General features: G+C 70.5%; 21 protein-coding genes. 10 read left to right on the top strand and 11 right to left on the bottom strand.

All coding sequences use genetic code 11. The features are described from left to right. Positions 1-2: 2 nt before the first annotated feature. The 3 genes from ACFYRX_RS04540 (at position 3) to recQ (ending at position 5,416) form a co-directional block, all read left to right on the top strand. Entirely contained in the window at positions 3-1,574 is a 1,572-nt protein-coding gene (locus tag ACFYRX_RS04540) for an NADH-quinone oxidoreductase subunit M (RefSeq protein ID WP_389096528.1), read from the top strand. Next, complete coding sequence (gene nuoN / locus ACFYRX_RS04535) at positions 1,571-3,220, top strand: NADH-quinone oxidoreductase subunit NuoN (RefSeq protein ID WP_389096526.1); 1,650 nt, start codon at positions 1,571-1,573, stop codon at positions 3,218-3,220. Before ACFYRX_RS04540 ends, nuoN begins: the two co-directional genes overlap by 4 nt. Positions 3,221-3,415: 195 nt before the next feature. Next, positions 3,416-5,416, top strand: coding sequence for a DNA helicase RecQ (gene recQ, locus ACFYRX_RS04530; protein WP_389096932.1), 2,001 nt, complete (start codon positions 3,416-3,418; stop codon positions 5,414-5,416). A gap of 61 nt (positions 5,417-5,477) precedes the next feature. Here recQ and ACFYRX_RS04525 read toward each other — a convergent pair whose 3' ends face one another. The 8 genes from ACFYRX_RS04525 to fahA form a co-directional block, all read right to left on the bottom strand. Continuing rightward, a complete protein-coding gene (locus ACFYRX_RS04525) occupies positions 5,478-8,270 on the bottom strand; it encodes a fumarate reductase/succinate dehydrogenase flavoprotein subunit (protein ID WP_389096524.1) in 2,793 nt (930 codons plus the stop codon). 11 nt (positions 8,271-8,281) lie between these two features. Then, entirely contained in the window at positions 8,282-9,124 is an 843-nt protein-coding gene (locus tag ACFYRX_RS04520; protein ID WP_389096522.1) for an ABC transporter ATP-binding protein, read from the bottom strand. Beyond that, positions 9,108-10,061, bottom strand: a complete 954-nt coding sequence (locus ACFYRX_RS04515; RefSeq protein WP_389096521.1) for an ABC transporter permease — start codon at positions 10,059-10,061, stop codon at positions 9,108-9,110. Before ACFYRX_RS04515 ends, ACFYRX_RS04520 begins: the two co-directional genes overlap by 17 nt. Further along, positions 10,058-11,401 (bottom strand): ABC transporter substrate-binding protein, encoded by a 1,344-nt coding sequence (locus tag ACFYRX_RS04510; RefSeq protein ID WP_389096519.1) that lies wholly within the window; start codon positions 11,399-11,401, stop codon positions 10,058-10,060. Before ACFYRX_RS04510 ends, ACFYRX_RS04515 begins: the two co-directional genes overlap by 4 nt. A 16-nt stretch (positions 11,402-11,417) precedes the next feature. Beyond that, a complete protein-coding gene (locus ACFYRX_RS04505; RefSeq protein ID WP_007383981.1) occupies positions 11,418-11,645 on the bottom strand; it encodes a ferredoxin family protein in 228 nt (75 codons plus the stop codon). A 41-nt stretch (positions 11,646-11,686) separates the two neighbouring features. Further along, positions 11,687-12,472 carry a GntR family transcriptional regulator gene (locus ACFYRX_RS04500; RefSeq protein ID WP_389096517.1) on the bottom strand — a complete coding sequence of 262 codons (786 nt, stop codon included), beginning with the start codon at positions 12,470-12,472 and terminating at the stop codon, positions 11,687-11,689. 252 nt (positions 12,473-12,724) lie between these two features. Further along, complete coding sequence (locus ACFYRX_RS04495) at positions 12,725-13,666, bottom strand: M56 family metallopeptidase (RefSeq protein WP_389096515.1); 942 nt, start codon at positions 13,664-13,666, stop codon at positions 12,725-12,727. A 318-nt stretch (positions 13,667-13,984) separates the two neighbouring features. After that, positions 13,985-15,217: a fumarylacetoacetase gene (gene fahA, locus ACFYRX_RS04490; protein ID WP_389096513.1), complete on the bottom strand. Its 1,233-nt coding sequence runs from the start codon at positions 15,215-15,217 to the stop codon at positions 13,985-13,987. Positions 15,218-15,464: 247 nt separating this feature from the next. On the opposite strand from fahA, the gene ACFYRX_RS04485 reads away from it, so the two are divergent. Both ACFYRX_RS04485 and ACFYRX_RS04480 read left to right on the top strand, forming a co-directional pair. After that, entirely contained in the window at positions 15,465-16,700 is a 1,236-nt protein-coding gene (locus ACFYRX_RS04485) for an ATP-grasp domain-containing protein (RefSeq protein WP_389096512.1), read from the top strand. Between the two features lie 99 nt (positions 16,701-16,799). Then, positions 16,800-18,002 (top strand): FAD-dependent oxidoreductase, encoded by a 1,203-nt coding sequence (locus tag ACFYRX_RS04480; RefSeq protein ID WP_389096510.1) that lies wholly within the window; start codon positions 16,800-16,802, stop codon positions 18,000-18,002. A 22-nt stretch (positions 18,003-18,024) separates the two neighbouring features. Here ACFYRX_RS04480 and ACFYRX_RS04475 read toward each other — a convergent pair whose 3' ends face one another. Continuing rightward, positions 18,025-18,429 (bottom strand): hypothetical protein, encoded by a 405-nt coding sequence (locus ACFYRX_RS04475; RefSeq protein ID WP_389096508.1) that lies wholly within the window; start codon positions 18,427-18,429, stop codon positions 18,025-18,027. A gap of 388 nt (positions 18,430-18,817) precedes the next feature. Then, complete coding sequence (locus ACFYRX_RS04470) at positions 18,818-19,966, bottom strand: arabinogalactan endo-beta-1,4-galactanase (RefSeq protein ID WP_389096506.1); 1,149 nt, start codon at positions 19,964-19,966, stop codon at positions 18,818-18,820. Between the two features lie 391 nt (positions 19,967-20,357). On the opposite strand from ACFYRX_RS04470, the gene ACFYRX_RS04465 reads away from it, so the two are divergent. From ACFYRX_RS04465 to ACFYRX_RS04445, 5 genes are all read left to right on the top strand, one after another. Then, entirely contained in the window at positions 20,358-21,695 is a 1,338-nt protein-coding gene (locus tag ACFYRX_RS04465) for an ABC transporter substrate-binding protein (RefSeq protein WP_389096504.1), read from the top strand. Beyond that, on the top strand, positions 21,692-22,693 hold the full coding sequence (locus ACFYRX_RS04460) for a carbohydrate ABC transporter permease (protein ID WP_389096502.1): 1,002 nt from the start codon (positions 21,692-21,694) through the stop codon (positions 22,691-22,693). Before ACFYRX_RS04465 ends, ACFYRX_RS04460 begins: the two co-directional genes overlap by 4 nt. Next, entirely contained in the window at positions 22,690-23,568 is an 879-nt protein-coding gene (locus tag ACFYRX_RS04455; protein WP_389096500.1) for a carbohydrate ABC transporter permease, read from the top strand. Before ACFYRX_RS04460 ends, ACFYRX_RS04455 begins: the two co-directional genes overlap by 4 nt. A 40-nt stretch (positions 23,569-23,608) precedes the next feature. Continuing rightward, the gene (locus ACFYRX_RS04450) at positions 23,609-24,637 is read left to right on the top strand and encodes a LacI family DNA-binding transcriptional regulator (protein ID WP_389096498.1); all 1,029 of its coding nucleotides are present in this window, start codon (positions 23,609-23,611) and stop codon (positions 24,635-24,637) included. A gap of 91 nt (positions 24,638-24,728) precedes the next feature. Continuing rightward, positions 24,729-25,541: an HAD family hydrolase gene (locus ACFYRX_RS04445; protein WP_389096496.1), complete on the top strand. Its 813-nt coding sequence runs from the start codon at positions 24,729-24,731 to the stop codon at positions 25,539-25,541. 3 nt (positions 25,542-25,544) lie between these two features. Here the strand turns inward: ACFYRX_RS04445 and ACFYRX_RS04440 are convergent, their stop codons facing one another. Beyond that, positions 25,545-26,027, bottom strand: coding sequence for a transglycosylase SLT domain-containing protein (locus ACFYRX_RS04440; RefSeq protein ID WP_389096494.1), 483 nt, complete (start codon positions 26,025-26,027; stop codon positions 25,545-25,547). Between the last annotated feature and the right edge of the window lies 1 nt (position 26,028).

The raw sequence follows: 26,028 nt of genomic DNA, 5'->3' as shown, positions 1-26,028 counted from the left end.
CGATGTCGTTTCCTCTGCTGACAGCGACGGCGGCGCTCCCGGCGATCGGGGCGATCGCCACGGCCGCCGTGCCGGCCGCACGGCGCACCGCCGCGAAATGGCTGGCGCTGCTCGTGTCGCTCGCCACCCTCGCGCTGGCCGCCGTCGTCCTGGTGCGCTTCGACCCGGACGGCGACCGTTACCAGCTCACCGAGTCCCACGCCTGGATCAAGGACTTCGGGGTCCGCTACGAACTGGGCGTGGACGGCATCGGGGTGGCGCTCGTCGCGCTGACCGCGCTGCTGATCCCGTTCATCATCCTCGCGGGCTGGCACGACGCCGACCCGCTGGAGACCGGCAACAAGCGGTGGCGGCCGACGCAGGGCTTCTTCGCCCTGATCCTGGGCGTCGAGGCGATGGTGATCATCTCCTTCGAGGCCACCGACGTCTTCCTGTTCTACATCTTCTTCGAAGCCATGCTGATCCCGATGTACTTCCTCATCGGCGGCTTCGGGGACCGGGCCCACGCCGGCTCCGATGAGAACGCGGCGACCCAACGCTCGTACGCAGCCGTGAAGTTCCTCCTCTACAACCTGGTCGGCGGCCTGATCATGCTGGCCGCGGTCATCGGCCTCTACGTGGTCGCCGGGAACTTCAGCCTCCAGCAGATCGCCGAAGCGCGGGCCAACGGCACGCTCGACATGGCGACCAACACCGAACGCTGGCTGTTCCTCGGGTTCTTCTTCGCCTTCGCGGTGAAGGCGCCCCTGTGGCCGCTGCACACCTGGCTGCCCAACGCGATGGGGGAGGCCACCACACCGGTCGCCGTGCTCATCACAGCGGTCGTCGACAAGGTGGGCACTTTCGCGATGCTCCGCTTCTGCCTCCAGCTCTTCCCGGAGGCCAGCAAGTGGGCGACTCCCGCGATCCTCGTGCTGTCGGTGATCAGCATCGTCTACGGGGCGCTGCTCGCGGTCGGCCAGCGGGACATCAAGCGGCTGGTGGCGTACGCGTCGATCTCGCACTTCGGCTTCATCATCATGGGCATCTTCGCGATGACCAGCCAGGGCCAGTCCGGGGCGACGCTCTACATGGTCAACCACGGGATCTCGACGGCCGTGCTGATGCTGGTCGCCGGCTTCCTGATCTCGCGGCGCGGCTCGCGGCTCATCGCCGACTACGGCGGGGTCCAGAAGGTCGCCCCGGTACTCGCCGGAACCTTCCTGATCGGCGGCCTCGCCACCCTGTCGCTGCCGGGCCTCGCGCCCTTCGTGAGTGAGTTCCTGGTCCTGGTCGGCACGTTCGCGCGCTACCCGGCGATCGGCATCATCGCGACCTTCGGCATCGTGCTCGCCGCGCTCTACACCCTCGTCCTCTACCAGCGGACGATGACGGGCCCGGTGAAACCGGAGGTCTCCGCGATGCCCGACCTCAGGGTGCGGGAACTCCTGGTCGTCGCCCCGCTGATCGTGCTGCTGATCTTCCTGGGCGTCTACCCGAAGCCCGTCACGGACATCGTCAACCCAGCGGTGAAGTCGACCATGTCCGACGTACACAAGAAGGACCCCCAGCCCGAGGCGGAGGCGGCCAAGTGAGCGCAACAGTCGTCCACAGCCTGTGGACAACCGCGGCCGACCCGATCACGAAGATCGACGCGCCGAAGATCGAATACGGGCAGTTGTCGCCCACCCTGATCGTCCTGGGAGCAGCGCTGCTCGGGCTGCTGGTCGAGGCGTTCGTCCCGCGCAGAGCCCGCTACCACGTCCAGTGGATCATGTCCGCCGTAGCGCTGTGCGTGGCCTTCGCGGCGGTCGTCGTGCTCGCCGCGAACGGATACGCCACGACCAAGTCCGGCATCGCGGCCATGGGTGCCATCGCCGTCGACGGACCGGCCCTGTTCCTCCAGGGCACGATCCTGCTGGCGGGCCTGGTAGGCCTGTTCACCTTCGCCGAGCGGCGGCTCGACCCCGAGACGCACGGCAACCGCACCGACTCGTTCGCGGCCCAGGGCGCCTCCGTGCCGGGCAGCGACGGCGAGAAGGCCGCGGTGAAGGCCGGGTTCACCACCACCGAGGTGTTCCCGCTGCTGCTCTTCGCGGTCGCCGGCATGCTGATCTTCCCGGCGGCCAACGACCTGCTGACGCTGTTCGTGGCCCTGGAGGTCTTCTCGCTCCCGTTGTACCTGCTGTGCGCGCTGGCCCGCCGCAAGCGGCTCCTGTCGCAGGAGGCCGCGGTCAAGTACTTCCTGCTCGGAGCGTTCGCCTCCGCGTTCACCCTGTTCGGCATCGCCCTGCTGTACGGCTACGCGGGCTCGGTGTCGTACGGCACGATCGCGAAGGTCGTCGACGGCACGATCGGCACGGTCGACCCGGCGCTCGCGGACACCATGGGCAACGACGCGCTGCTGCTGATCGGCGCCGCGATGATCGTCATGGGCCTGCTGTTCAAGGTGGGCGCCGTGCCGTTCCACATGTGGACACCGGACGTCTACCAGGGCGCACCGACCCCGGTCACGGGCTTCATGGCGGCGGCGACCAAGGTGGCCGCGTTCGGCGCGCTGCTGAGGATCCTGTACGTGGTGCTGCCCGGTCTGCGCTGGGACTGGCGGCCGGTCATGTGGGCCGTCGCGATCGTCACCATGCTGGGCGGTGCGATCGTCGCGATCACACAGACCGACATCAAGCGGCTGCTGGCGTACTCCTCGATCGCGCACGCCGGCTTCATCCTCGCGGGTGTCATCGCGACCACGCCGGACGGAGTGTCGTCGGTCCTCTTCTACCTGGCGGCGTACTCGTTCGTGACGATCGGCGCGTTCGCGGTGGTGACGCTGGTCCGTGACGCGGGTGGCGAGGCGACGCACCTGTCCAAGTGGGCGGGGCTGGGCCGACGTTCACCGCTGGTGGCCGCCGTGTTCGCGGTGTTCCTGCTGGCCTTCGCGGGCATCCCGCTGACCTCCGGCTTCGCCGGGAAGTTCGCCGTGTTCAAGGCGGCGGCGGAGGGCGGCGCTGCGCCGCTGGTCGTGGTCGGTGTGATCTCGTCGGCCATCGCGGCGTTCTTCTACATCCGCGTGATCGTGCTGATGTTCTTCAGCGAGCCGCAGCCGGACGGACCGACGGTGGCCGTGCCGTCGCCGCTGACGATGACGGCGATCGGAGTCGGCGTGGCGGTCACGCTGGTGCTGGGTGTGGCGCCGCAGTACTTCCTGGACCTGGCGAACCAGGCGGGAGTGTTCGTGCGCTGACCTGCGGTGCGTGTGTGTGCGTCGGGCCCCGGTTCCCCGCGAGGGAGCCGGGGCCCGACGTGTTCGGCGGGGAGCCGCGTGCCACGGTAGGTGTTCGTATGTCACGGACGCGGCCTGTGGATAACTCCGACGGTGTCAGTCCGGACCCCTATCGTGGAGGCAGTGATCGAGGGACGACGTACGGGGGACGGGACAATGGGTGGGATGGGCGGGATCAGCGAGATGCCAGGTGTGACCGACAGCGAGGCACTGGCCACGCTCCACCGGGTCTTCGGATACGAGGCCTTCCGCGGCGAGCAGGAAGAGATCATCGAGCACGTGGTCGCCGGCGGGGACGCCGTCGTCCTCATGCCGACCGGCGGCGGCAAGTCGCTGTGCTACCAGATTCCGTCCCTGGTAAGACCCGGCACGGGCATCGTCGTCTCCCCCCTCATCGCGCTGATGCAGGACCAGGTGGACGCGCTCAGGGCACTCGGTGTGAGCGCCGGGTTCATGAACTCCACGCAGGACTTCGACCAGCGCCGTGCGGTGGAGGCCGAGTTCCTGGCCGGAGAGCTGGACCTGCTCTACCTCGCCCCGGAGCGGCTGCGGCTCGACTCCACACTGGACCTCCTCTCCCGGGGCAAGATCGCCGCCTTCGCCATCGACGAGGCGCACTGCGTCTCCCAGTGGGGCCACGACTTCCGGCCCGACTACCTGGCCCTCTCGCTGCTCGGCGAGCGCTGGCCCGACGTGCCGCGGATCGCGCTGACGGCGACGGCCACGCATGCGACGCACCAGGAGATCACCCAACGGCTGGGCATGCCGACGGCCCGGCACTTCGTGGCGAGCTTCGACCGGCCCAACATCCAGTACCGGATCGTGCCGAAGGCCGACCCCAAGAAGCAGCTGCTCGCGTTCCTGCGGGAGGAGCACGCGGGAGACGCGGGCATCGTCTACTGCCTCTCGCGCAAGTCGGTGGAGGCCACGGCCGAGTTCCTCTCCCGCAACGGCATCGAGGCGGTCCCGTACCACGCCGGTCTGGACGCGGGGACCCGTGCCGCCCACCAGTCCCGGTTCCTGCGCGAGGACGGCCTGGTGGTGGTGGCGACCATCGCCTTCGGCATGGGCATCGACAAGCCCGACGTCCGCTTCGTCGCCCACCTCGACCTGCCCAAGTCGGTCGAGGGCTACTACCAGGAGACGGGCCGCGCGGGCCGCGACGGACTGGCCTCGACGGCATGGATGGCGTACGGCCTCAACGACGTCATACAGCAGCGGAAGATGATCCAGTCCAGCGAGGGCGACGAGGCGTTCCGGCGCCGGGCCGCCTCCCACCTGGAATCGATGCTGGCGCTGTGCGAGACGGCTCAGTGCCGGCGCGAACAGCTGCTGAACTACTTCGGTCAGGAGCCGGGCCAGACGGGCTGCGGCAACTGCGACACCTGCCTCGTACCGCCCGAGACCTGGGACGGCACGGTCGCGGCCCAGAAGGTGCTGTCGACGGTGGTGCGGCTGCAGCGGGAGCGGGGGCAGAAGTTCGGGGCGGTGCAGATCGTCGACATCCTGCTCGGCAAGCGCACCGGCAAGGTCATCCAGTTCGACCACGACCAGCTGTCCGTCTTCGGTATCGGAGAGGACCTCTCCGAGGGCGAATGGCGGGGAGTGGTCCGGCAGTTGCTCGCCCAGGGGCTGCTCGCGGTCGAGGGGGAGTACGGCACGCTGGTGCTGACCGAGGCGAGCGGTGAGGTGCTGCGCCGGGAGCGGGAGGTCCCGCTGCGCAAGGAGCCGAAGAAGCAGGCGACCGCCAAGTCGGCCTCCTCGTCCTCGTCCGGGCGGGGCAAGGCCAAGGCCCCGGTGGCCGAGCTGCCCGAGGCACTGGTGCCGGCGTTCGAGGCACTGCGGGCCTGGCGCGCCGAGCAGGCCCGCGAACAGGGCGTCCCGGCGTACGTCATCTTCCACGACGCCACGCTCAGGGAGATCGTCACCGTGTGGCCCACGTCGGTGACGCAGCTCGGAGGCATCGGCGGGGTCGGCGAGAAGAAGCTCGCGACGTACGGGGAGGGCGTCATCGGGGTGCTGGCTGCTCTGGACGGCGGCCTTGCACAGGACACCGCACAGGACGCCGCGCCGACCGGGACTGGCACGGCGACCGGCACGGTGGACGACCACTGGCCCGAGATGGACGCCGAGCCCGAGCCGGAGGACTGGATATAGGGCCCCGGGCCCGGACGGTGCCGGCATTCCCGGGGCCCCGGGTCGCTGGTGCGGGTGGTTCCTAAGGCCGGTTCTGCAGGCCCTTCGCCGCATACGCCCTGACGTCCGCGTCCGAGTCCGTCGTCGCCGTGGCCAGGGCCGCGCGGGCGTCCTCGGTGCCGGTGAGCCGGGTCAGGGCGAGGACGGCGGCCTTGCGGACGTCCGAGTTCGGGTCGGCGAGAGCCTTGGCGAGGGCGGGGACGGCCACATCAGGGTCGGCGGCGGACAGCGCCGTCGCCGCACCTGACCGGACCTGCCACGCGGAGGCCGACAGGGCGGTCACCGCCCGGGTGGCGAGCGGTGCGGGGCAGCCGGTGGTGGCCAGCGCTCCGTAGGCGGCGCCCTGCACGAGCGCGTCGGGGTCCTCGGTGAGCCGGGTCAGAGCGTCGAGGACGACATCGAGCGGGCGTTCCGCCGACACCGTCGCCAGCGCCTTGGCGATCGTCACCCGGACCTCGCGGGACGGATCGGTGACCGCCGCGCGGGCCAGCTCGGTGGCGGCGTCCACCGAGACGAGGGCACGGACGGCCTCGATGCGGACGGCGATGTCCGAGTCGGTCAGGGACCTGGCGAACAGGTCGGCGTCCCCGAGGCGCAGGGCGCGCAGGACGTCCAGGGCGGCGGCGCGGACGACCGGGTCGGACTCGGCGAGAGCGGCGGCCAGGCCGTCGCGCAGGGTGGGCTCCGGGAGAAGCGTCTCGACGAGTTCGCGCAGGGACGCTGCCGCGGTGGCCCGGACCTCGGGAGCGGAGTCACGGAGTGCGTCTGCGAGGGCGGGTCCCGTTCCCGGCGGCACCGTCTCGGTGAGGACGGCGACGGCCTCGCGGCGCACCGCGGCGGCCGGGTCGTTCAAGTAGGGCAGCAGGGCGTCGAGTTCGGGCTGCTCCTCGGCGAGGGCGACGAGTTCGAGGATCCGGCCGGAGACCTGTTCGGCCGGTGCCGCCTCCGACGGGCCGGGCCCACCGAGCGGTTCGGGTCCGGCCGATCCGGTCCCGTCCGCCCCGGTGTCGAGGAGTCCGGTCGCGACCGGGGCCAGGTCCCGGGAGCCGGCCGTCGCCACGTCCTCGGCGTGCACCTCGCCGATGTGCCGGGAGGGACCGCCGACCGGCGTGAACTCGTCGATCGGGACCAGATAGGGAGCCACGGGACGAGCCGTGAACTCCATCGCACCGGAGGGGGACTTGTGCAGGTCGAGGTGGTGGAACCAGGAGGCGTCGTCGCGATGAGGATGGTCGAGACGGTCGTGGTAGAGACCCCAGCGGGACTCCGTGCGGGCCAGGGACGCCCGCGCGGCCATCTCCGCGCAGTCGCGGATGAAGGAGACCTCGGCGCAGCGCATCAGCTCGTGCGGGGTCTGCGCACCCATCTCGGCGATGTCGGTGTGCATGCGCTCGAAGGCCTCCAGGGCGAGCGACAGTCGCGCGCCGGACTTCGGCGGGGCCACGTAGTCGTTCACGAAGCGGCGCAGCTTGTACTCGACCTGGGGCTGCGGCGGGCCGTCCGGGTTGTGCAGCGGGCGGTAGATCAGGTCGTGCGCCTCGCGGAGCTGGTCGAGCGGCAACTCCCCTTCGTACGGGGCGTACTGGGACGCGTCCGCGCCCGCGAGGTCGCCGAAGACGAACGCGCCGATCATGTAGTTGTGCGGGACGCAGGCCAGGTCGCCGGCGGCGTAGAGGCGGGGGACGGTCGTACGGGCGTGGTCGTCGACCCGGACACCGGAGGCCGAGTGGCCGCCGCACAGACCGATCTCGGAGATGTGCATCTCGATGTCGTGGGTGCGGTAGTCGTGACCGCGGCCCTCGTGGAACGTCCCCCGGGTGGGCCGTTCCGTGGAGTGCAGGATCGACTCCAGGGACGAGATCGACTCCTCGGGGAGGTGGCTCAGCTTCAGGTACACCGGGCCTCGGTCGGAGGCGACCTCCGCCGCGAACTCGGCCATCATCTGACCGGACCAGTAGTCGGAGTCGACGAAGCGTTCGCCGTGCCGGTTGACCTGGTAGCCGCCGAAGGGGTTGGCGACGTAGGCGCAGGCGGGGCCGTTGTAGTCCTTGATCAGCGGGTTGATCTGGAAGCACTCGATGCCGGTGAGTTCGGCGCCAGCGTGGTAGGCCATGGCGTAGCCGTCGCCCGCGTTGGTCGGGTTCTCGTAGGTGCCGTACAGGTAGCCGGAGGCGGGCAGGCCGAGGCGGCCGCAGGCGCCGGTCGCCAGGATCACCGCGCCCGCGCGGACCGTGACGAAGGCGCCCGTACGGGTGTTGAGGCCGACCGCGCCCACGGCCTGCCCCTCGGCGGTCAGCACCCGCACCGGCATCACCCGGTTCTCGATGCGGATCCGCTCCCGCATCTCGCGCCTCCGCAGCTGCCGGTACAGGACCTTCTTGACGTCCTTGCCCTCCGGCATCGGCAGCACATAGGAGCCGGAGCGGTGGACCTGGCGGACCGCGTAGTCGCCGTGCTCGTCCTTCTCGAACTTCACGCCGTACGACTCGAGGCGCTGCACCATGCCGAAGCCGCGGGTGGCGGTCTGGCGGACGGTGGACTGGTCGACGATGCCGTCGTTGGCGCGGGTGATCTCGGCGACGTAGTCGTCGGGCTCGGCGCGGCCGGGGATGACCGCGTTGTTGACGCCGTCCATGCCCATGGCGAGGGCGCCGGAGTGCCGGACGTGGGCCTTCTCCAGCAGGATGACGTTCGCGCCGTGCTCGGCGGCGGTCAGGGCGGCCATGGTGCCGGCGGTGCCGCCGCCGATGACCAGGACGTCGCAGGTGAGCTCCTCGGCCTCGTCGAGGGCCGGAATCTGCAGAGGGGTGTCCACCAGGGTGCCTTTCACGTGCCGAGCGAGGAGAGGACGTCGCGTCGCAGCGCCACGCGCGCGGGATCGTCGTGCGCCGTACGGTCGCGGGGGCGCGGCACGTCGCGTACGGCGGTCAGCCGGCCGTTGCCGAGGAGTGCCACGCGGTCGCCGAGGAACAGTGCCTCGTCCACGTCGTGGGTGACGAAGACGACGGTCGCGCCCGTGCCGTGCAGCACCTCGACCAGCAGGTCCTGCATGCCGGCGCGGGTCTGGGCGTCGAGGGCGCCGAAGGGTTCGTCCATCAGGACGGCACGGGGCCGGCCGGCCAGGGCGCGGGCCAGCTGGGCGCGCTGGCGCTGCCCGCCGGACACCCGGTGCGGCAACTGCTGGGCGCGGTCGGCGAGTCCGACCCGGCCGAGCCAGGACTCGGCCTGCGTGCGCCGTTCGGAACGCGGCAACCCCTTGATGGCCAGCGGGAGTTCGACGTTGGCGCGCAGGGAGCGCCAGGGCAGGAGGGCGTCCTCCTGGAAGACCAGGGCCCGTTCGGCGCTGGGCCTGGCGAGGGGCCGTCCGTCCTGGGCGACCTCACCCCCGAGCAGCGGGAGGAGGCCGGCCAGGGTACGCAGCAGCGTCGACTTGCCGCAGCCGGAGGAGCCGACGACGGTGACGATCTCACCGGCGGCGATGTCCAGGTCGACGCCGGTCAGCACGGGAGCGTCGGGGCGGCCCAGTTCGGCGGCGGTGAGGGTGAGGCGGGTACCGCGGGCGGAGGTGCCTGTGCCGGGAGCGGCCCGGTTCAGGCGGGTCGCGCCGCCGGTACCTGACCCCTTCGGCGTCGTACCGATCGCCTCGGACGTGTCAGACGAGGTGCTCATCGTGTGCCTCCTCGGTCCTGGAAGCGGGTGTGGGCGACTCGGGGTGCGCGGGGGTGGCGGGTGCCCGCGTGACGGCGCCGGCCGGGGTGGCCGCGCCGGGCCGGGAGCGGCCGGTGCCGTCGTACGACGTCCGCGGCAGCCAGCGCGTCAGCCGGCGGCCCAGGAGTTCCACGGCCGTGGAGGTGAGCCAGCCGAGGACGCCGATGGTGACCATGCCGACGAAGACACCCGCGTAGTTGACGACGGTGTAGTCCTGCCAGGTGCGGTAGCCGACGCCGTACTGGCCGGAGATCATCTCGGCGGAGATCACACAGATCCAGGAGACGCCGATGCCGACGGACAGGCCGCCGAAGATGCCGGGCAGGGCGCCCGGCAGGACGACCGAGGCGAGGATCCGCCACCGGCCGCCGCCCATCGTCTGCACGGCCTCCTCCCACACGGGGGTCAGCGCGCGGACCGCGTGCCGGGTGGAGACCAGGACGGGGAAGAAGGCGGCGGTGAAGGTGATGAAGACGATGCCCTGCTCGTTGGAGGGGAAGAGCAGGATCGCGACCGGGACCAGGGCGATCGCCGGGATCGGGCGGATCACCTCCAGCACCGGACCGAGCAGGTCCTCGGCGAGACGCGAGCGCGCCACGAGCACGCCCGTCGCCACGCCGAGCAGCGCGGCGAGGAGGAAGCCGGTGAGGATGCGGGTGAGGCTGTCGGTGAGGTCCGTCCAGTAGTCGGCGCCGGACAGCCGGTCGGCGAAGGTGCCGGCCACGTCGGTGACCGTGGGGAACTGCGAGAAGCGCAGCCACAGATCGATGTCCAGGCTGGTCAGCAGCTGCCACAGGCCGAGGGCGGCGGCGAGCGCGGCCAGCCGGGTCGCGAACCGGCCCGCGCGCCGCGGATACCGGGGCCGGAACCCTCCGGCCCGCGGGGTCCGCCCGCTCACGACGCCTGCTCCAGGGCGTCGGCGTACGAGACGATCCGGGCGCCGCCGTGTGCGGAGACGTAGGCGTTCGCGGTCTCCGGGGCGACGAAGGGGAGGAGCTGCTCGCCGTCGGTCACCCAGACCGCCTTGTCGGCGAACCACAGGGTGCCGGTGGTGGCGTCGGGGACGTAGGCGGCGCGGATGCCGTCCCGGTGCGCGGAGACGTACGCCAGGAGCTCGGCGGGAGTCCTGAAGCTCCGGGTCTCGGCGGCGCCCTTGGGCCAGACCTCGCTAGCCGGGGCGGCGGGTGCGGCGGACAGGCGCTTGGCGTAGTCCGCGCCGAGGGCCTTCTTGACGTACTGGTCGTCGACGAAGGAGTCCACGTCCACGTCGCCGGTCAGCTTGGCCGCCTTCAGGACCGAGACGTCCTCCTTCAGGGCGGAGACCAGCCGGGGCTTGATCGCCGGGTCGAAGGTGGCGATGCCGTGGGCGCCGTTGTAGAGGTAGACGACCTCGGCGGGCAGGGAGGTGGCCTTCGCGACCTTCTCGGCGGCTGCGACGGGGTGGTCGTTCAGATAGTCCGTGGCCTGGGCCTGGGCCTTGAGGAAGGCCTCCAGGACGGCGGGGCGGTCCTTGGCGAAGTCCTCGCGGGCGGTGACGCCGTGGAAGGTGGGGAGGTTCAGCTCGGCACCGTCGTACAGGGCCTTCGCCTTGCCCTGGTAGGCGAGCAGGCCCGGCCAGGCGACGAACTGCGACAGCGCGTCCGTACTGCCCGCCGACAGGGCCGAAGCGCCCACCGCGGGCTGCTGGTTGAGCTTCTCGATGCCCTTGTCGGGGTCGATGCCGGCGCGCTGGAGGGCCCGGACGAGGGTGCCGTCGGCGGCGGAGCCGATGCTTGTGGAGACCTTCCTGCCCTTGAGGTCCGTCAGGGAGGAGAGCTTCGAGCCGGGGGCGGTGACGATGGTGTTCAGGCCGCCGCGGAGGTTGTAGCCGGTGACCGAGACCAGGCGGGTGGGCTTGCCGAGCTGCTTGCCGCGGGCCGCGTTGATGAGGAGCGGGAAGTCGCCCATCGAGCCGATGTCGATCTTCCCGGCGGTCATCTGCGCGGTGATCGGGGCGCCGGTGGCGTAGTCCTGCCAGTCGACCTTGTAGGTCTTGCCGTCGTGCAGCGAGTTCAGCTGCTTCTCGAAGTAGCCGAGGGAGCGCAGCAGGGTGCCGGCGGTGACCGTGTTGATGGTCTTGGACTGGTAGCCGACGGTGACGGTGACCGTGGATCCGTCGCCCGCCTGCGCGCTGCCACCGCAGCCGGACAGGGGGAGCAGAAGGAGGGCGGCAAGGGCGGCAACTGGTTTGAGTTTCATGGGAGTTCGGGGCCTCTCACCGGAGCAGATAGGGCATGTTGACCGTGACGGCTCCGGTGGGACAGCGGGCCGCGCACGGGCCGCAGTACCAGCACTCGTCGACGTGCATGTAGGCCTTGCCGCTGCTGTTGTCGATGGCCAGGGAGTCCAGCGGGCACATGTCCACGCAGAGCGTGCAGCCGTCGATGCACTTCGACTCGTCGATGGTCACGGGCACGTCGGCCCGCTGGGGCACCAAGGGCATGGCTGTCTCCGGGAAACGGGGCGGAAAGGGAAGGGGAGAGGTCAGAGCGAGCGGTGCAGCAGACCGCTCATCGTGATGCGGTCGCCGCGGAAGCGGATGAACTCCAGATCCACCGGGCGGCCGTCGGCGAGGTGCGTGAGACGTTCCAGCATCAGGACGGCCGCGCCGCGCGGGGCTTCCAGTACGGCGGCGGAGTGGACGTCCGCGTTCACCGCCTCCAGGGTGATCTCGGCGTGGCCGAGGCCCTGGCCGGTGATCGCCTCCAGGAGCCGGAAGACGTCGGTGTTCTCCAGGTCGGCGCCGAGAAGAGAGGTGCCGATGTCGAGGGGGACGTACGTGAGGTCGAGGGAGAGGGGGAGGCCGTTCAGGCGGCGCAGGCGCTCTATGTAGAGGACGTCGGTGCCGGGTGGGATCTGGAGGCGCTGGGCCACCGGGTGCGGTGCGGGGGCGGGGCCCATGGTGCGGACCTCGTTGGTGACCGTGCCGTGTTCGTGGAGGGTTTCCGCGAGGCCCATCAGACGGTTCAGGCCGTGGGGGTACTTGTGGCCCACGATCACGGTGCCGACGCCGGGGAGGCGTTCGACCAGGCCTTCCGCGCGGAGCAGGTCCAGGGCTTGGCGGACCGTGTTGCGGGAGGCGCGGTAGTCGGTGGCGAGGGTCGTCTCGTGGGGGAGGGTGCCGTCCGGGAAGCCGTCGGTGAGGAGCTGATGACGGAGGAGGTCGGCGAGCTGCCGTGCCTGGTCCGCACGCAGCCGGCGCCGGGCCCGGGCCGCGACGGTGGTCGCGCCCTGGCCGGCGTGGTCCCGGATACGGTCGGTGGGTGGCATGGCTGGAACCATACCGAGACGGTAGGAAATGCAGTGTTGCGGGATTGTTGCGCCACCTGACGCCACGACAGATTCGCCGCTGACCTGCGGTTTCTAGTACCACGGCGTGAGATGTGCCACCTGGCGAAGAAGACAGGCGTGACCGCACCCACTCAGGGGCGCGGGGAACTGCGCGCCCAGCCCCCACCGGCCCGCAGCCGACATCCGACCGACTACGTCGACATCCGACCGACTACGCCGGCGACCGCCGACCTACGCCAGCGCCGACAACCCCGGCCCGAACACGATCAGCAGCGGCAGCAACGGCACCAGCGCGGCCGTAGCCGTGGTCAGCGCCCGCTGCCGGCGCAGCCACCGCGGCGGAGGCTCCAGCAGCCGGTCGACCCGCTCGCCCAGCAACCGGTGGCTGGACGCACACGACAGCACACCCCGGTGCTGGTTCAGCTCGATCAGGGCCAGCGCGGTGGTCAGATGACCGCACCGGCGTGACGCCGTGTCGTCCGCGGCCAGCTCCACCAGGCGGTGCGTCTGGTCGCAGAAGTGGGCGAAGAGCGGAACCCGCGGGAACCCCGTGGCCAGTGCCGTCGAGAGATGCAGCAGCCAGTCGTGGCGGGCGCGCGCATGCCCCCGCTCGTGGGCGAGGACAGCGTTCAGCTGGTGGTCGGTGAGGCGGTGCAGCGCACCGGTCGTCACGATCAGCTGCGGCGGGTTGCCCGGCATCCACCAGGCGTCCGGGTACTCGTCCTCCAGGACCAGCAGCGGGCCGCGCGCCCCCGCGTCCAGCCCGGCCGGCAGGTCCGGCGCGCGTTCCCGCAGATGCGCGCGGGCGACACCGTGCCGTCGACGGGCCTCCGCCAGTTCACGGCCCAGCATCGCCGTGGTCCACGCGGCCCCGCTCGCCAGCAGCAGGGTCAGCACGGTGGCCCAGACCGGCGCGGCCGAGAGGTCGTACGCCGCGGTCACGGCCGGCGGCGCCGGGGCGAACACATGGTCGCGGACCGTGTGGAAGACCGCCGCCGCCCCCAGGACCAACGCCGTGAGGCAGCACAGCAGAACCGTGGCGACCAGGCACTGCCACACCCACAGGCCGACCACCGGTTCCCGTTCGGGCCACGCGGCCCGTGTGAGCGCACGCGGAACCGGCACGGCGGCCGCCGCAGCGACGGTGCTGAGCAGGAGCAGGCAGAGGATCATGCCACGGGCTCCGGATCCTGGTCGGAGGAAGGGGCGGAGGTACAGAGACGGAGTGGTGCGGGTGAGGCGGTGGTGCGGTGGTGCGGGTGAGGCGGGTTCGAAGCGGCGGCCATACGTCGTCCCACGCTTGCCGCCCGCCGCCAGTATGCCGGGAGCGGACGGCTTACGGCAGGACTCGGACAACCCCGGAGGTCTCACCCGCCCCGGAGATCTCGGACCGCGGAAGCCTCACGCGCCCGTCGGAGGCCTACGCGCACCGGAGTCCCACGCGCCGCCGGAGGCTGCACGCGCACCGGAGTCCCGCGCCCGCCCGAGACCTCACGCACCCCCGGGAACCACCCGCCCCGCCACGTCCCCCAGCCCCACCCGGACCCCGCCCGGACCAGGAGCCCACGCCGACATCGTCACCACGTCCCCGTCCTCGAGGAACGTCCGCTTGCCGTCGGGGAGTTCCAGCACGTCCCGTCCGTTCCAGGTCAGCTCCAGCAGCGACCCCCGCTCGCCCGCGGAGGGCCCGCTCACCGTGCCCGACCCGTACAGGTCACCGGTCCTGAGCGAGGCCCCGTTCACCGTCATGTGCGCCAGTTGCTGGGCCGCCGTCCAGTACATGGTGGAGAAGGGCGGCTCCGACACCACATGGCCGTTGATCGCGACGGTGATCCGCAGGTCGTAGCCGCCCGGCTCCGCGTCGGACGCGGTGTCGTCCAGATACGGCAGCAGTTCGTGCGTCCGCTCGGGAGGCGCCACCCGGGCCTCCTCCAGCGCGTCCAGCGGGGTGATCCACGCCGACACCGACGTGGCGAAGGACTTTCCGAGGAACGGGCCGAGGGGGACGTACTCCCAGGCCTGGACGTCCCGCGCCGACCAGTCGTTGAGCAGGCACAGCCCGAAGACGTGCTCCCGGAAGTCACCGAGCCCGACCGGCCGCCCGAGCTCCGACGGCACGCCGACCACGAAGCCGACCTCCGCCTCGATGTCGAGCCGCACGGACGGGCCGAACACGGGAACGGCGTCGGAGGGGGCCTTCCGCTGCCCTGACGGCCGTACGACATCCGTCCCCGACACCACCACCGTCCCCGCGCGGCCGTGGTAACCGATGGGCAGGTGCTTCCAGTTGGGGGTCAGGGAGTCGGCGGCGTCGGGCCGGAAGATCTGGCCGACGTTCCGCGCATGATTCTCGGAGGCGTAGAAGTCGACGTAGTCCGCGACCTCGAAGGGGAGATGGAGGTCGACGGACGGCAGCGGGTGGAAGAAGCCCGCGATCGCCTCCTGGTGCGCCGGCACCGTCACCCACGCGGTCAGCGCCCGCCGGACGTCCGACCAGGCCGTCCGCCCCGCGGCCAGCAAGGGCCCCAACGAGGGTTGGGCGAGCAGGGAGACGTAAGGGGAGCCGAGGGCGGCGGCCGCCGCGCCCGCGTCGAGGACGTGGTCGCCGAGCCGGACGCCGACGGTCCGCTGGGAGGACGCGGTCGAGAAGACTCCGTACGGAAGGTTGTGCGGACCGAAGGGGTCGCCCTCGGGCACGTCGAAGGGGACATCGAAGGAGGGCATGGGGTACTGCCTCACTCTCGCGCATGCCGTGCGGTGCAGATGGTCGCGCCACACGTTACGGCTGAGGCGCCCGTCGCGGCAGTGGCTCCAGGGTTGGCATTGCGGCTAAAGAGTTCGCAATGTCCTGTTAAGGGATAGTCGGAGGCTTCCATTCCGGCTTAGCGTCCTTTGCGAGCACGGACGGGATGGGTGGGATCGCGTCCGTTGGGGGACGCGTGGGGGGACCGTGGCCAGGAGTGCGAGCAGTGTGCCATTCAGGGCTGACCAGGACGTACCGGCCTTGATCGTCAAGTTCGGCGACTACCCGCTGCACCACGGCGGCGTGGGCGCGATCCGCAGTCTGGGCCGCCTCGGCGTGCCCATGTACGCCATCACGGAGGACCGTTACACACCCGCGGCCGCCTCCCGGTACCTCACGCGCGCCGTCGTCTGGCCGACGACCGGCACCGAGGACCCGGGCCGGCTGATCGAGGGACTGATCCGGATCGGGCGCCGCATCGGCCGCCCCGCCGTCCTCGTACCGACCGACGAGGAGGCGGCGGTCCTGATCGCCGAGCACCAGAGCGACCTCTTCGGGCGTTTCCTCTTCCCGCGCGTGGAGCCCGGTCTGCCGCGCCGCCTGGCCAGCAAACAGGGCCTGCACGAACTATGCGTGGAGCACGGGATAGCGAGCCCGGAGGCCGCCTTCCCGCAGTCGTACGACGACATCGTGGCCTTCGCCGAGAAGGCCCGCTTCCCGGTGGTGGCCAAGAACCGCGAGGCGTTCGTACGCCGCACACGGCCCGCGGTCAACGGCACGACACGCATCGCCACCCGCGAAGGGCTGCTCGCCCTCGCCCGTGACTGGGGCGAGCGGCCCGGGGTGATCCTTCAGGAGTACCTGCCACGAGAGGAGGCCGAGGACTGGATCGTGCACGCCTACTTCGACGCCAACTCCACACCGCTGGCCCTGTTCACCGGCGTCAAGGTGCGTTCGTGGCCGCCGCACGCGGGCATGACGGCGAACGCGTACGTCGTCGACAATCCGGAACTCGCGGACCTCGCCGCGCGTTTCATCAAACAGATCGGCTACACCGGCATCATCGACCTCGACCTGCGCTTCGACCGGCGCGACGGTCAGTACAAACTGCTCGACTTCAACCCACGCATGGGCGCCCAGTTCCGGCTCTTCGAAAGCGAGTCGGGGGTGGACGTCGTCCGCGCCATGCACCTGGATCTCACCGGGCGCGCCGTTCCGGAGGGGGAACAGCGGGCCGGCCACCGCTATGTCGTGGAGAACATCGACCTGCCCGCCCTGCTCGCCTACCGCCGCAGCGGCTATACGACCCCGCACGCGCCGAAGCGGCCCAGCGGGACCGAGCTGGCCTGGCTCGCGGGTGACGACCTGCTGCCGTTCGTCACCATGCTCGGGCGCTTCGTGCGACCCGGCGCGAAGCATCTCTACCAGCTGTGGCGGGCCCACCACCGCAGTGCCAGGAAGTAGCACCAGGCAAGGAGCAACAAGCAAGGAGCAATAAGCACGTAGAACCAAGCAACTCGTACGACCACGAAGTGACGAAGTGACGTCCTGGGGAGGGACTTCGTGATCCATCCGGTAGCAGTCATCGGCGCCGGGCCCTTCGGCCTGTCGACCGCGGCCCATCTGCGGGCGCGCGGCATACCCGTGCGCGTCTTCGGCGACCCCATGGTCAGCTGGCGTGACAGCATGCCCGCAGGCATGCTCCTCAAGTCGACCCCGGCCGCCTCCAACTTCGACGCTCCACAGCGCGGGCACACCCTCGTCGACTACTGCGACGCGGCGGGGATCCCCCGGCTGGTGACCGACGAGGACATCATCCCCGTGGAGACCTTCATCGACTACGGCCAGTGGTTCCAGCAGAAGCTGGTGCCCGAGCTGGAGCAGGTGCGGGTGGTGTCCGTGGACCGCAGTGAGCGGGGCGGCTTCCAGCTCAAGCTCGACTCCGGGGAGTCGTTCACCGCGCGGGCGGTCGTGGTCGCCACCGGGCTGTCCGGGCTGTCCCACCTGCCCCCGGAACTGGCCTCCGCCGCACCCGACGGCCCCGCCCCCACCGGCGCGGTCTCCCACAGCTCCCAGCACCACGACCTCACCCGCTACTCCGGCAAGGAGCTGATCGTCGTCGGCGCCGGCCAGTCCGCGCTGGAGACGGCGGCCCTCGCGGCGGAGGCGGGCGCGCAGGTCCGGGTGGTCGCGCGCGGACGCGGCAGCGTGGACTTCGGCGCGCCGCCGTGGAAGCAGCCGAGGCTGCGCCCCGAGTCGCCCTTCGGCCGTGCCTGGTCGCTGTGGGCCCTGAGTTACTACCCGCACCCCTACCGCCGTCTCCCGGCCGGCGCCCGCCACTACCTGGTCCGGCGGGTCCTCGGCCCGCTCGGCGCGTGGTGGCTGCGTGACCGCTTCGAGGACAAGGTGCAGGTCAGCGAGGTGGAGCGAATCCTCACCGCGGACACCTCCGACGGCCGTCCGGCGCTCACGGTCCGCACGCACACGGGAGGCACGGACCGCCTGCCGGCCGACCATGTCATCGCGGCCACCGGCTACCGCGTCGACCTCGCCGCGATGGACTTCCTCGGCCACGAACTGCGCAGCACGCTCGCGGTCAGCCGCGGCACGCCCAGGCTCGGCGCCGGATACGTCTCCTCCGTACCGGGCCTGTACTTCACGGGCCTCCCTGCGGCGGCGTCGTACGGCCCGGTGATGCGCTTCGTGTGCGGCACGGAGTTCGCCTCCCCGAGGCTGGCCCGGCATCTGGCGGCGGCGCACGGGTAGGTGTACCAACCCGTACGCGAGATCACGAGCTGCAGACGTCCTTCAGCCTGTCCGCCGCCGCGTCGATCTTGCTGGAGTCGGGGCTGGTGTCACCGTTGAGGATGGACTTGTTGTAGTCCTTGATCGCCTTGTCGAGGTCGTCGACAGCCTTGTCGACCTTGCTGTCGCCCGAGTCGTCCTGCATCTTGTTGATCTTGTCGACGTTCTTGTCGATCGTGTCGATGGACTCGTCGGTCTTCGACGGGTCCTTCACCGCGTCCCAACCGGCCTCGTGGATGGACTTGATGCTGTCGGCGATGGTGTCGGCGTTGGACACGCAGTCCAGGGAGTTGTCGACGTCCTTGGGATCGCAGCCGGTGACGAGGACGGCGGTGAGGGCGACAGCGGTCAGAGCGGTGGCGACGGTGAGACTACGGCGACGACGCATGGCAGTGGCCAGCCCTTTCTCGGGACGGATTTCGGTACCGCCCACGATTCCGCCCCCGCCCCGCCGCCACGAGGGAGCTGCCTGCCGTATCCGGGGTGTAGCCGGCTACACCTCGCCCCGACAGCCCACCCGGGGGCGCGGGAAACCGCGCAACGTCCGGTGAAGCGCCGGTTCCCTCCGTACACCGGTACGGGTGTCCCACCCGGGGGCGCGGGGAACTGCGCGACGTCCAGCGACGCACCGGGTCCGCCGTACACCGGTGTACGTGTCCCACCCGGGGGCGCGGGGAACTGCGCGACCAGCCACGACGCGCCCGCAGCCGCCGAACACACCCCGCACCCCGATGCACCTCCGCCCCGCACCCCAACGCCCCCGCACCCCCCGCCCCCTACCCCCGATAACCCCCCAACGTCCGCAACCCCGGCAGCGCCCTGTCCTCGAAGTCGAACAGCGCGAGGTTCTCCCACGCGTTGCCCGAGGCCGGGTCCGCCGGGTCCCAGCCGCTGCCCGCGCGGTAGGTCCACAGCCCTTCCCAGTAGCAGTAGCCCAGCCCCTGCCCGCCCGGGACACCGGCGGCGAGGTCGGCCACCATGCGCAGCCAGGCGGCCTGGCCCGCGGGCGTGGCGGGGTAGCCGTCGGTCAGCTGCGAGGGGCTGTTCATGATGTCGTTGACGTCGTCCTCGCTCTCCAGCGTGAACGGGTACGCCGTCTCCGCGATCACGCACGGCTTGCCGTAACGCGCCGTGATGTCCGCCATGTTGGCGGCGGCGTTCGCGATCGGCCCGTGCCAGAACGGGTAGTAGGACAGCCCGATGACGTCGAAGTCGACGCCGTACGACATGACGTTGTCGAACCACCAGCGGTACAGCCCGTTGTCGCCGCCGTTCGCCAGGTGCAGGATCGTGCGGACGCGCGGGGTGGTGTCACGAGCCGCGCTCAGACCGGCCTTGAGGAAGGCGGTCATGGTGTCGAAGTGCTCCCAGTTGCCCTCGGGCCAGATCAGCCCACCGTTCAACTCATTGCCGATCTGCACGAGTTGAGCCGGGGTGCCCTGCCGCTTCAGTGCTCCGAGGACGTCGGCCGTGTGGTCGTACACCGCGCGTGTCAGGCCCGCCACGTCCAGGTCCGCCCAGGCGGCCGGCTTGGTCTGGTGGGCGGGGTCGGCCCAGCTGTCGGAGTAGTGGAAGTCGATCCAGATGCCGATCCCGGCCCGCTTCAGGCGGCGGGCGAGCGGCAGGATGTGCGCCTTGTCGTTGTAGCCGTCGGCCGGGTTGACCCACACCTTGAGGCGGGCGTGGGTGACACCGGCCTGTGCGATCAGGCGGATCGGGTCCGCACGGCGGCCGTCGGCGGTGCGGTACACGGCGCCGTGGTCCTCGTTCTTCGGCAGCGAGGAGATGTCGATGCCCCGGATCTCGAGACGGCTCCGGCCGCCCGTCGAAGCAGCGGCCGGCGCAGCCACAGCCGGCACCGCCCCCAGTACGGGAGCTGCCAGCGCGGCGGCTCCGGCAGCGGTGAGAACACTGCGTCTGCGCATCTCAAAGGGTCCTTTCGCGGACGGTCACGGGGATACCGGCTCTGCGGTGACTTCGGCGGCCGGGCGGTGGCCGGGCAGTGGCCCGGAGGAGGCTCGAGGGAGGGCCGGAGAACGGGGTGAGGAGAGCCGGCGAAACGCCTGACGACCGAGAAAACCCTCATTTTCTGTGATCGTGCACAGCGCTCCTCACCCCTGTCATCGGCGGGCAACAAGTAGATAACCGCACAGCCTCGCCATTGACAAGGGGCCGAAACAATTCTCTACTGTGCACGATCACAGAGCCGCGCGGCCCTCGCGCACAGCCTCTCGGTCACGTCCGCAGAACCTCCCCCCACGGCGGTTGCCGCGAACGCGGGACGTCTCGAGACCGGCTGGTTCCACGTCAGGGGAGATGAAGATGGCGATCAACCGCCGCCAGATCAGCAGGCGCAGCATCCTTGCCGGGGCCGCAGCCCTCGGCCTCACGAGCACTCTCGCCGCCTGCGGCGGTTCGGACGACGACTCCGGGGACAGCGACAGCGGGCCCGTCAAGCTGACCTACTGGTCGTGGGCGCCGAACATGGAGAAGGTCGCCGCGATCTGGAACAAGAAGAACCCGGACATCACGGTCACCGTGTCCAAGCAGGCCAGCGGCGGCGAGATCGTCTCCAAGCTGATCACCGCGAAGAAGGCCGGCAACGCCCCCGACCTCATCCAGGTCGAGTACCAGTCCCTGCCGACCCTGGTCTCCAACGACGTCCTCGCCGACATCACCAAGTACGCGGGCGACACCAAGTCCCAGTTCGCCGAGGGCCTGTGGGGCATGGTCACCCTCGGCACGGACGCCCTCTACGCGATCCCGCAGGACGCCGGGCCGCTGATGTTCTACTACCGCGACGACCTCTTCAAGAAGCACGGACTCAGCGTCCCGAAGACCTGGACGGAGTTCGCCGAGACCGCCCGCGCCGCCAAGAAGGCCGTCCCGGACGCCTACTTGACCACGTTCTCCGCCAACGACCCCGGTCTGTTCGCGGGCCTCGCCCAGCAGGCCGGCGCCAAGTGGTGGACCGTCGACCCGTCCGGCAAGTGGACCGTCGGCATCGACGACCCGGCCACCCAGCAGGTCGCCGAGTTCTGGGGCGGCCTGGTGCAGGAGGGCGTCATCGACAACCAGCCGATGTACACCCCGGCCTGGAACAACGCCCTCAACAAGGGCACCCATCTCGCCTGGGTCTCCGCCGTGTGGGCGCCCGGTGTGCTGGTCTCCTCCGCCCCCGACACCAAGGGCAAGTGGCGCATGGCCCCGCTGCCGCAGTGGAAGTCCGGCGAGAACGTCACCGGCAGCTGGGGCGGCTCCTCCACCGGCGTCTCCACCGACTCCAAGCACGCCGAGGCCGCCGCCAAGTTCGCCACCTGGCTGAACACCGACCCGGAGGCGCTGGCCGCCCTGGTCAAGGAGGTCGCGATCTACCCGGCCGCGACGAAGGGCCAGTCCGGCGACGTCCTGACCACGCCGGAGTTCTTCTCCGACCAGGCGGACTTCTACACCACGGCCGGCGAGATCGCCGCCACCACGGCCACCGCGGCCTGGGGCCCCAACGTCAACACGGCCTACACCACCTTCCAGGACGCGTTCGGCAAGGCCAGCAAGGCGAAGAAGGAGTCCCAGTTCGACTCCGCCCTCGCCACCATGCAGTCGAAGACCTTCGGCGACATGAAGAAGCAGGGCTTCGAGGTGACCGAGGCATGACCAGCGCTCCGCTCAAGGGCTCCGACCTCACCGGGGTCGGGCCCTTGGCGGACGGCACCGGCACCGCCCAGTCCGTCCGCCCCAGCCGCCCCCGCCGCCGTGGTCGCGGCCGCAGCGCACCGTACTGGTTCCTGGTGCCCACCCTGACCCTCTTCGCGGCCTTCACCGTCGTCCCCATCGGGTACGCGATCTGGCTGAGCCTGCACAAGGTCCAGGTCAAGGGCATCGGCCTCGGCAAGGGCGCCCGCCAACAGGTCTGGAACGGCATCGGCAACTACACCGACGTCCTGAACGACTCCGAGTTCGGCCACAGCGTGCTGCGCGCCTTCGGCTACGGCCTCATCGTCATCCCGACCATGCTGGGCCTCGCGCTGCTCTTCGCGCTGATGCTGGACACCCCGAAGGCCCGCAGCGCGCCCTTCGCCCGGCTGATGATCTTCCTGCCGTACGCGGTGCCCGGCATCATCGCCGCCCTCATGTGGGGCTTCCTCTATCTGCCGGACGTCAGCCCCTTCTACTACCTGCTCGACAAGTTCGGCCTCCCGCAGCCCGACCTGTTCGACGGCGGCAACCTCTACCTCTCCTTCGCGAACATCGCGGTCTGGGGCGGCACCGGCTTCAACATGATCGTCATCTACACCGCCCTCAGGGCGATCCCGCCGGACATCTACGAGGCGGCCAGGATCGACGGCGCGAGCGACCTGCACATCGCCCTGAAGATCAAGATCCCGATCGTGATGCCTTCCCTGGTGCTCACCTTCTTCTTCTCGGTGATCGCCACCCTCCAGGTCTTCACCGAGCCGATGACCCTCAAGCCCCTCACCAACGGCCTGCCCAGCTCGTGGAGTCCGCTCATGGCCATCTACGACAAGGCCTTCCTGCAGTCCGACATCTACGGCGCCTCAGCCACCGCGGTCGTCCTGGCCCTGGCCACGTTCGTCCTCTCCTTCACCCTGCTGCGCGTCTCCGACCGCTACACCCGGGAGGACCGGGCATGACCCCCCTCACCCTCACCGCCGACATCACTGGCAAGGCCGCGAAAGCGCGCCGCACCGCCTGGGTGCCGACGATCGTGCTGCTCCTCGGCGCCCTGTACTGCCTGGTCCCCATCGCCTGGGTGGTCGTCGCGGCGACCAAGGACCGGTCGGAGCTCTTCTCCACCTTCACCTTCGCCCCCGGCAGCGGCTTCTTCCAGAACCTGAGCGACCTGACGGCCTACCGGGACGGCATCTTCTGGCGCTGGATGGCCAACTCCGCCTTCTACGCCGGTTTCGGCGCCCTGCTCTCCGCCGCGGTCTCCGCCGCCGGCGGCTACGCGCTCGGCCGGTTCGCCTTCCGCGGCCGTGAGGCCGTCTTCAAGATGATCCTGGCCGGCGTCCTGGTGCCGTCCATCGTGCTCGCCGTACCGCAGTACCTACTGCTGTCGAAACTCGGCATGGCCGACTCGTACTGGTCGATGCTGCTGCCGTCGATCCTCTCGCCGTACGGCGTCTACCTGGTCCGCATCTACGCGGCCGCGTCCGTGCCCGCCGAGCTGATGGAGGCGGCCCGCATGGACGGCGCGAGCGAGTGGAGGATCTTCTCGCGGATCGCCGTACCGATGATGATGCCGGGCCTGATCACGGTGTTCCTCTTCCAGTTCGTCGGCATCTGGAACAACTTCCTGCTGCCGTACGTGATGCTGGCCGACGACGAGAAGTTCCCGATCACCCTCGGCCTGTACACGCTGCTCGCCCAGGGCGCCTCGCAGCCCGCGCTGTACACCCTGGTCATCACCGGGTGTCTGCTGGCGATCCTGCCGCTGATCGGTCTGTTCCTGGTGATCCAGCGGTTCTGGTCCCTGGACCTGCTGAGCGGCTCGGTCAAGGCCTGAACAACCCTTCTCCTGCTGACGTCTCTAGCTGACGAGGAACATGACCACCAGCGCGAACGGCCGCCGCAGGCCTCCCACCATCCACGACGTGGCCCGGGAGGCCGGCGTCTCGCGGGGCACCGTCTCCCGCTTCCTGAACGGCGGCCACTACGTCTCGCCGGCCGCCCGGCGGGCCGTGGAGGCCGCCATCAGGAAGACCGGGTACGTGGTCAACCGGCACGCGCGCAGCCTGAGTACGGGCCGGTCGGACTCGGTGGCGTTCCTGCTGACGGAACCGCAGGAGAAGTTCTTCGAGGACCCCAACTTCAACGTCCTGCTGCGTGGTTGCACCGAACGGCTCGCCCAGTTCGACATCCCGCTGCTGCTGATGCTGGCCGAGAGCGACGACGACAGACGCCGGCTGACCCGGTACATCACCTCGGGCCACGTCGACGGCGTGCTGCTGCTCTCCAACCACAGCGGTGACCCGGTCGCCGCCGAACTGCACGAGGCCGGGATCCCGTTGGTGGTCTGCGGCAAGCCGATAGGGCTCGGTTCCAAGGTGAGTTACGTGGCCGCCGCCGACCGCGACGGCGCGCAGGAGATGGTCCGCCATCTGCTCGAGGGCGGCCGGCGCCGCGTCGGCATGGTCACCGGGCCCCTGGACATGCCGGGCGGCCCCGACCGGCTGGCCGGCTACCGGGACGTGCTCGCCGAGGCGGGCCTGCCCTACGACCCGGCGCTCGTGGTCGAGGGCGACTTCCGGCGCAGCGGCGGCGAGCGGGCGGCCCGGCGGCTGCTCGCCCAAGCACCCGACATGGACGCCGTGTTCGTCGCCTCCGACCTCATGGCGCTGGGTGTCGTGGGCGTCCTCCAGCAGTCCGGGCGCTCGGTCCCCGGTGACATCGCTGTCGGCGGCTTCGACGACTCCCCGGCCGCCACCGCCATCGCCCCCGCCCTGACCACCATGCGCCAGCCCTTCGACCGCATCAGCGCCGAGATGGTCCGCATGCTCCTCGCCCAGATCGCCGGCGAGGACACGGCCGGGGTGATCCTCCCGACGGAACTGGTGATCCGGGACTCGGCGTGACCGGAACCGGAACACACGTCAACGGATGTGAAAGCAGCAGCCGTCCGGTTCGCGTCGAGTCGATGGGCCCAACCATCCGTATTCTCTGATCATGGCCGCCTCCCCCGCATATTCACTCATCGCCACGGACCTGGACGGCACGCTGCTGCGTGCCGACGACACCCTCTCGGACCGGTCGTTGGCCGCGCTCGCGCGAGTGGCGGCGGGTGGGGCCCGGCATCTCGTCGTGACGGGTCGGCCGGCGCCCAGAGTGCGGCCCCTCCTCGACGACCTGGGCAGCACGGGGCTCGCGGTGTGCGGGCAGGGCGCGCAGGTGTACGACGCCGGCGCGGACCGTCTGCTGTGGTCGGTGAACCTGGACCGGGAGCTGGCCGAGACCGCGCTCGGGAAGATCGAGGCCGAGGTGGGGCAGGTGTACGCGGCCGTGGACCAGGACGGCGTGGACGGGCTGACGCTCATCGAGCCGGGGTATCTGATGCCCCACCCGACGCTGCCCGCCGTGCGGGTCGACCGGCGCGACGACCTGTGGTGCGAGCCGATCAGCAAGGTGCTGCTGCGGCACCCCTATCTGTCCGACGACGAGTTGGCGGGGACGGCGCGCTCGGTGGTGGGCTCACTGGCCACGGTCACCATGTCGGGGCCCGGAACCGTCGAACTCCAGCCATGCGGCATCACCAAGGCGACGGGCCTCGCGCTGGCCGCCGAACACCTGGGTCTCGGGCCGGAGGTGACGATCGCCTTCGGGGACATGCCCAACGACATCCCCATGTTCGACTGGGCGGCCCACGGGGTCGCGATGGCCAACGCCCACCCCGAACTCAGGGCCGTGGCCGACGAGGTGACCCTGTCGAACGAGGACGACGGCATCGCCGTCGTCCTCGAAAGACTGTTCCCTGAGGCGTAGTTCCTAGTACGCGCCCCAGACGTTGTCGATCGACCCGTACCGCTGGGCCGCGTAGTTGCAGGCCGCGGTGATGTTCGCGACCGGGTCGTACGGGTCCCACAGCGTGTTGGACACGTGGTAGGCGTTGAACGTCGGGTCGATCACCTGGAGCAGGCCCTTGGACGGGGTGCCGGCGGCCGCGTTGGAGTCCCAGTTGTTGATGGCCCACGGGTTGCCGGAGGACTCGCGGATGACGTTGCGGTAGATGCCGTTGTAGGAGCCGGGTATCCCGTGCTCCGCCATGACGGCGAGGGAGGCCCGGATCCAGCCGTCGAGGGTGTTGGAGTACCCGAGCGTGGTCGCGGTCTGCACGGTCGGGGTGGCCGCGGACGCGCTGGTCGCGCCGAGGAGGGGGAGCGCCAGTACGGCGGCTCCGGTGCCGAGGACGGCGAGCTTGCGGGCCAAACGGCTCTTGCGGGGGGTGCGGTGCTGAGCGGCAGCGGGCATG

This window comes from Streptomyces sp. NPDC005374 (assembly GCF_042872225.1).
GTDB lineage: Bacteria > Actinomycetota > Actinomycetes > Streptomycetales > Streptomycetaceae > Streptomyces.
The sequence above is the reverse complement of the archived record's forward strand: the minus strand, read 5'-3'. Positions and strand labels throughout refer to the sequence as shown.

Coding starts and splice junctions, on each gene's coding strand:
- ACFYRX_RS04540 (WP_389096528.1), top strand. CDS start 3: ATGTCGTTTCCTCTGCTGACAGCGACGGCGGCGCTCCCGGCGATCGGG.
- recQ (WP_389096932.1), top strand. CDS start 3,416: ATGGGTGGGATGGGCGGGATCAGCGAGATGCCAGGTGTGACCGACAGC.
- ACFYRX_RS04520 (WP_389096522.1), bottom strand. CDS start 9,124: ATGAGCACCTCGTCTGACACGTCCGAGGCGATCGGTACGACGCCGAAG.
- ACFYRX_RS04510 (WP_389096519.1), bottom strand. CDS start 11,401: ATGAAACTCAAACCAGTTGCCGCCCTTGCCGCCCTCCTTCTGCTCCCC.
- ACFYRX_RS04505 (WP_007383981.1), bottom strand. CDS start 11,645: ATGCCCTTGGTGCCCCAGCGGGCCGACGTGCCCGTGACCATCGACGAG.
- ACFYRX_RS04500 (WP_389096517.1), bottom strand. CDS start 12,472: ATGCCACCCACCGACCGTATCCGGGACCACGCCGGCCAGGGCGCGACC.
- ACFYRX_RS04495 (WP_389096515.1), bottom strand. CDS start 13,666: ATGATCCTCTGCCTGCTCCTGCTCAGCACCGTCGCTGCGGCGGCCGCC.
- fahA (WP_389096513.1), bottom strand. CDS start 15,217: ATGCCCTCCTTCGATGTCCCCTTCGACGTGCCCGAGGGCGACCCCTTC.
- ACFYRX_RS04475 (WP_389096508.1), bottom strand. CDS start 18,429: ATGCGTCGTCGCCGTAGTCTCACCGTCGCCACCGCTCTGACCGCTGTC.
- ACFYRX_RS04470 (WP_389096506.1), bottom strand. CDS start 19,966: ATGCGCAGACGCAGTGTTCTCACCGCTGCCGGAGCCGCCGCGCTGGCA.
- ACFYRX_RS04465 (WP_389096504.1), top strand. CDS start 20,358: ATGAAGATGGCGATCAACCGCCGCCAGATCAGCAGGCGCAGCATCCTT.
- ACFYRX_RS04460 (WP_389096502.1), top strand. CDS start 21,692: ATGACCAGCGCTCCGCTCAAGGGCTCCGACCTCACCGGGGTCGGGCCC.
- ACFYRX_RS04455 (WP_389096500.1), top strand. CDS start 22,690: ATGACCCCCCTCACCCTCACCGCCGACATCACTGGCAAGGCCGCGAAA.
- ACFYRX_RS04450 (WP_389096498.1), top strand. CDS start 23,609: ATGACCACCAGCGCGAACGGCCGCCGCAGGCCTCCCACCATCCACGAC.
- ACFYRX_RS04445 (WP_389096496.1), top strand. CDS start 24,729: ATGGCCGCCTCCCCCGCATATTCACTCATCGCCACGGACCTGGACGGC.
- ACFYRX_RS04440 (WP_389096494.1), bottom strand. CDS start 26,027: ATGCCCGCTGCCGCTCAGCACCGCACCCCCCGCAAGAGCCGTTTGGCC.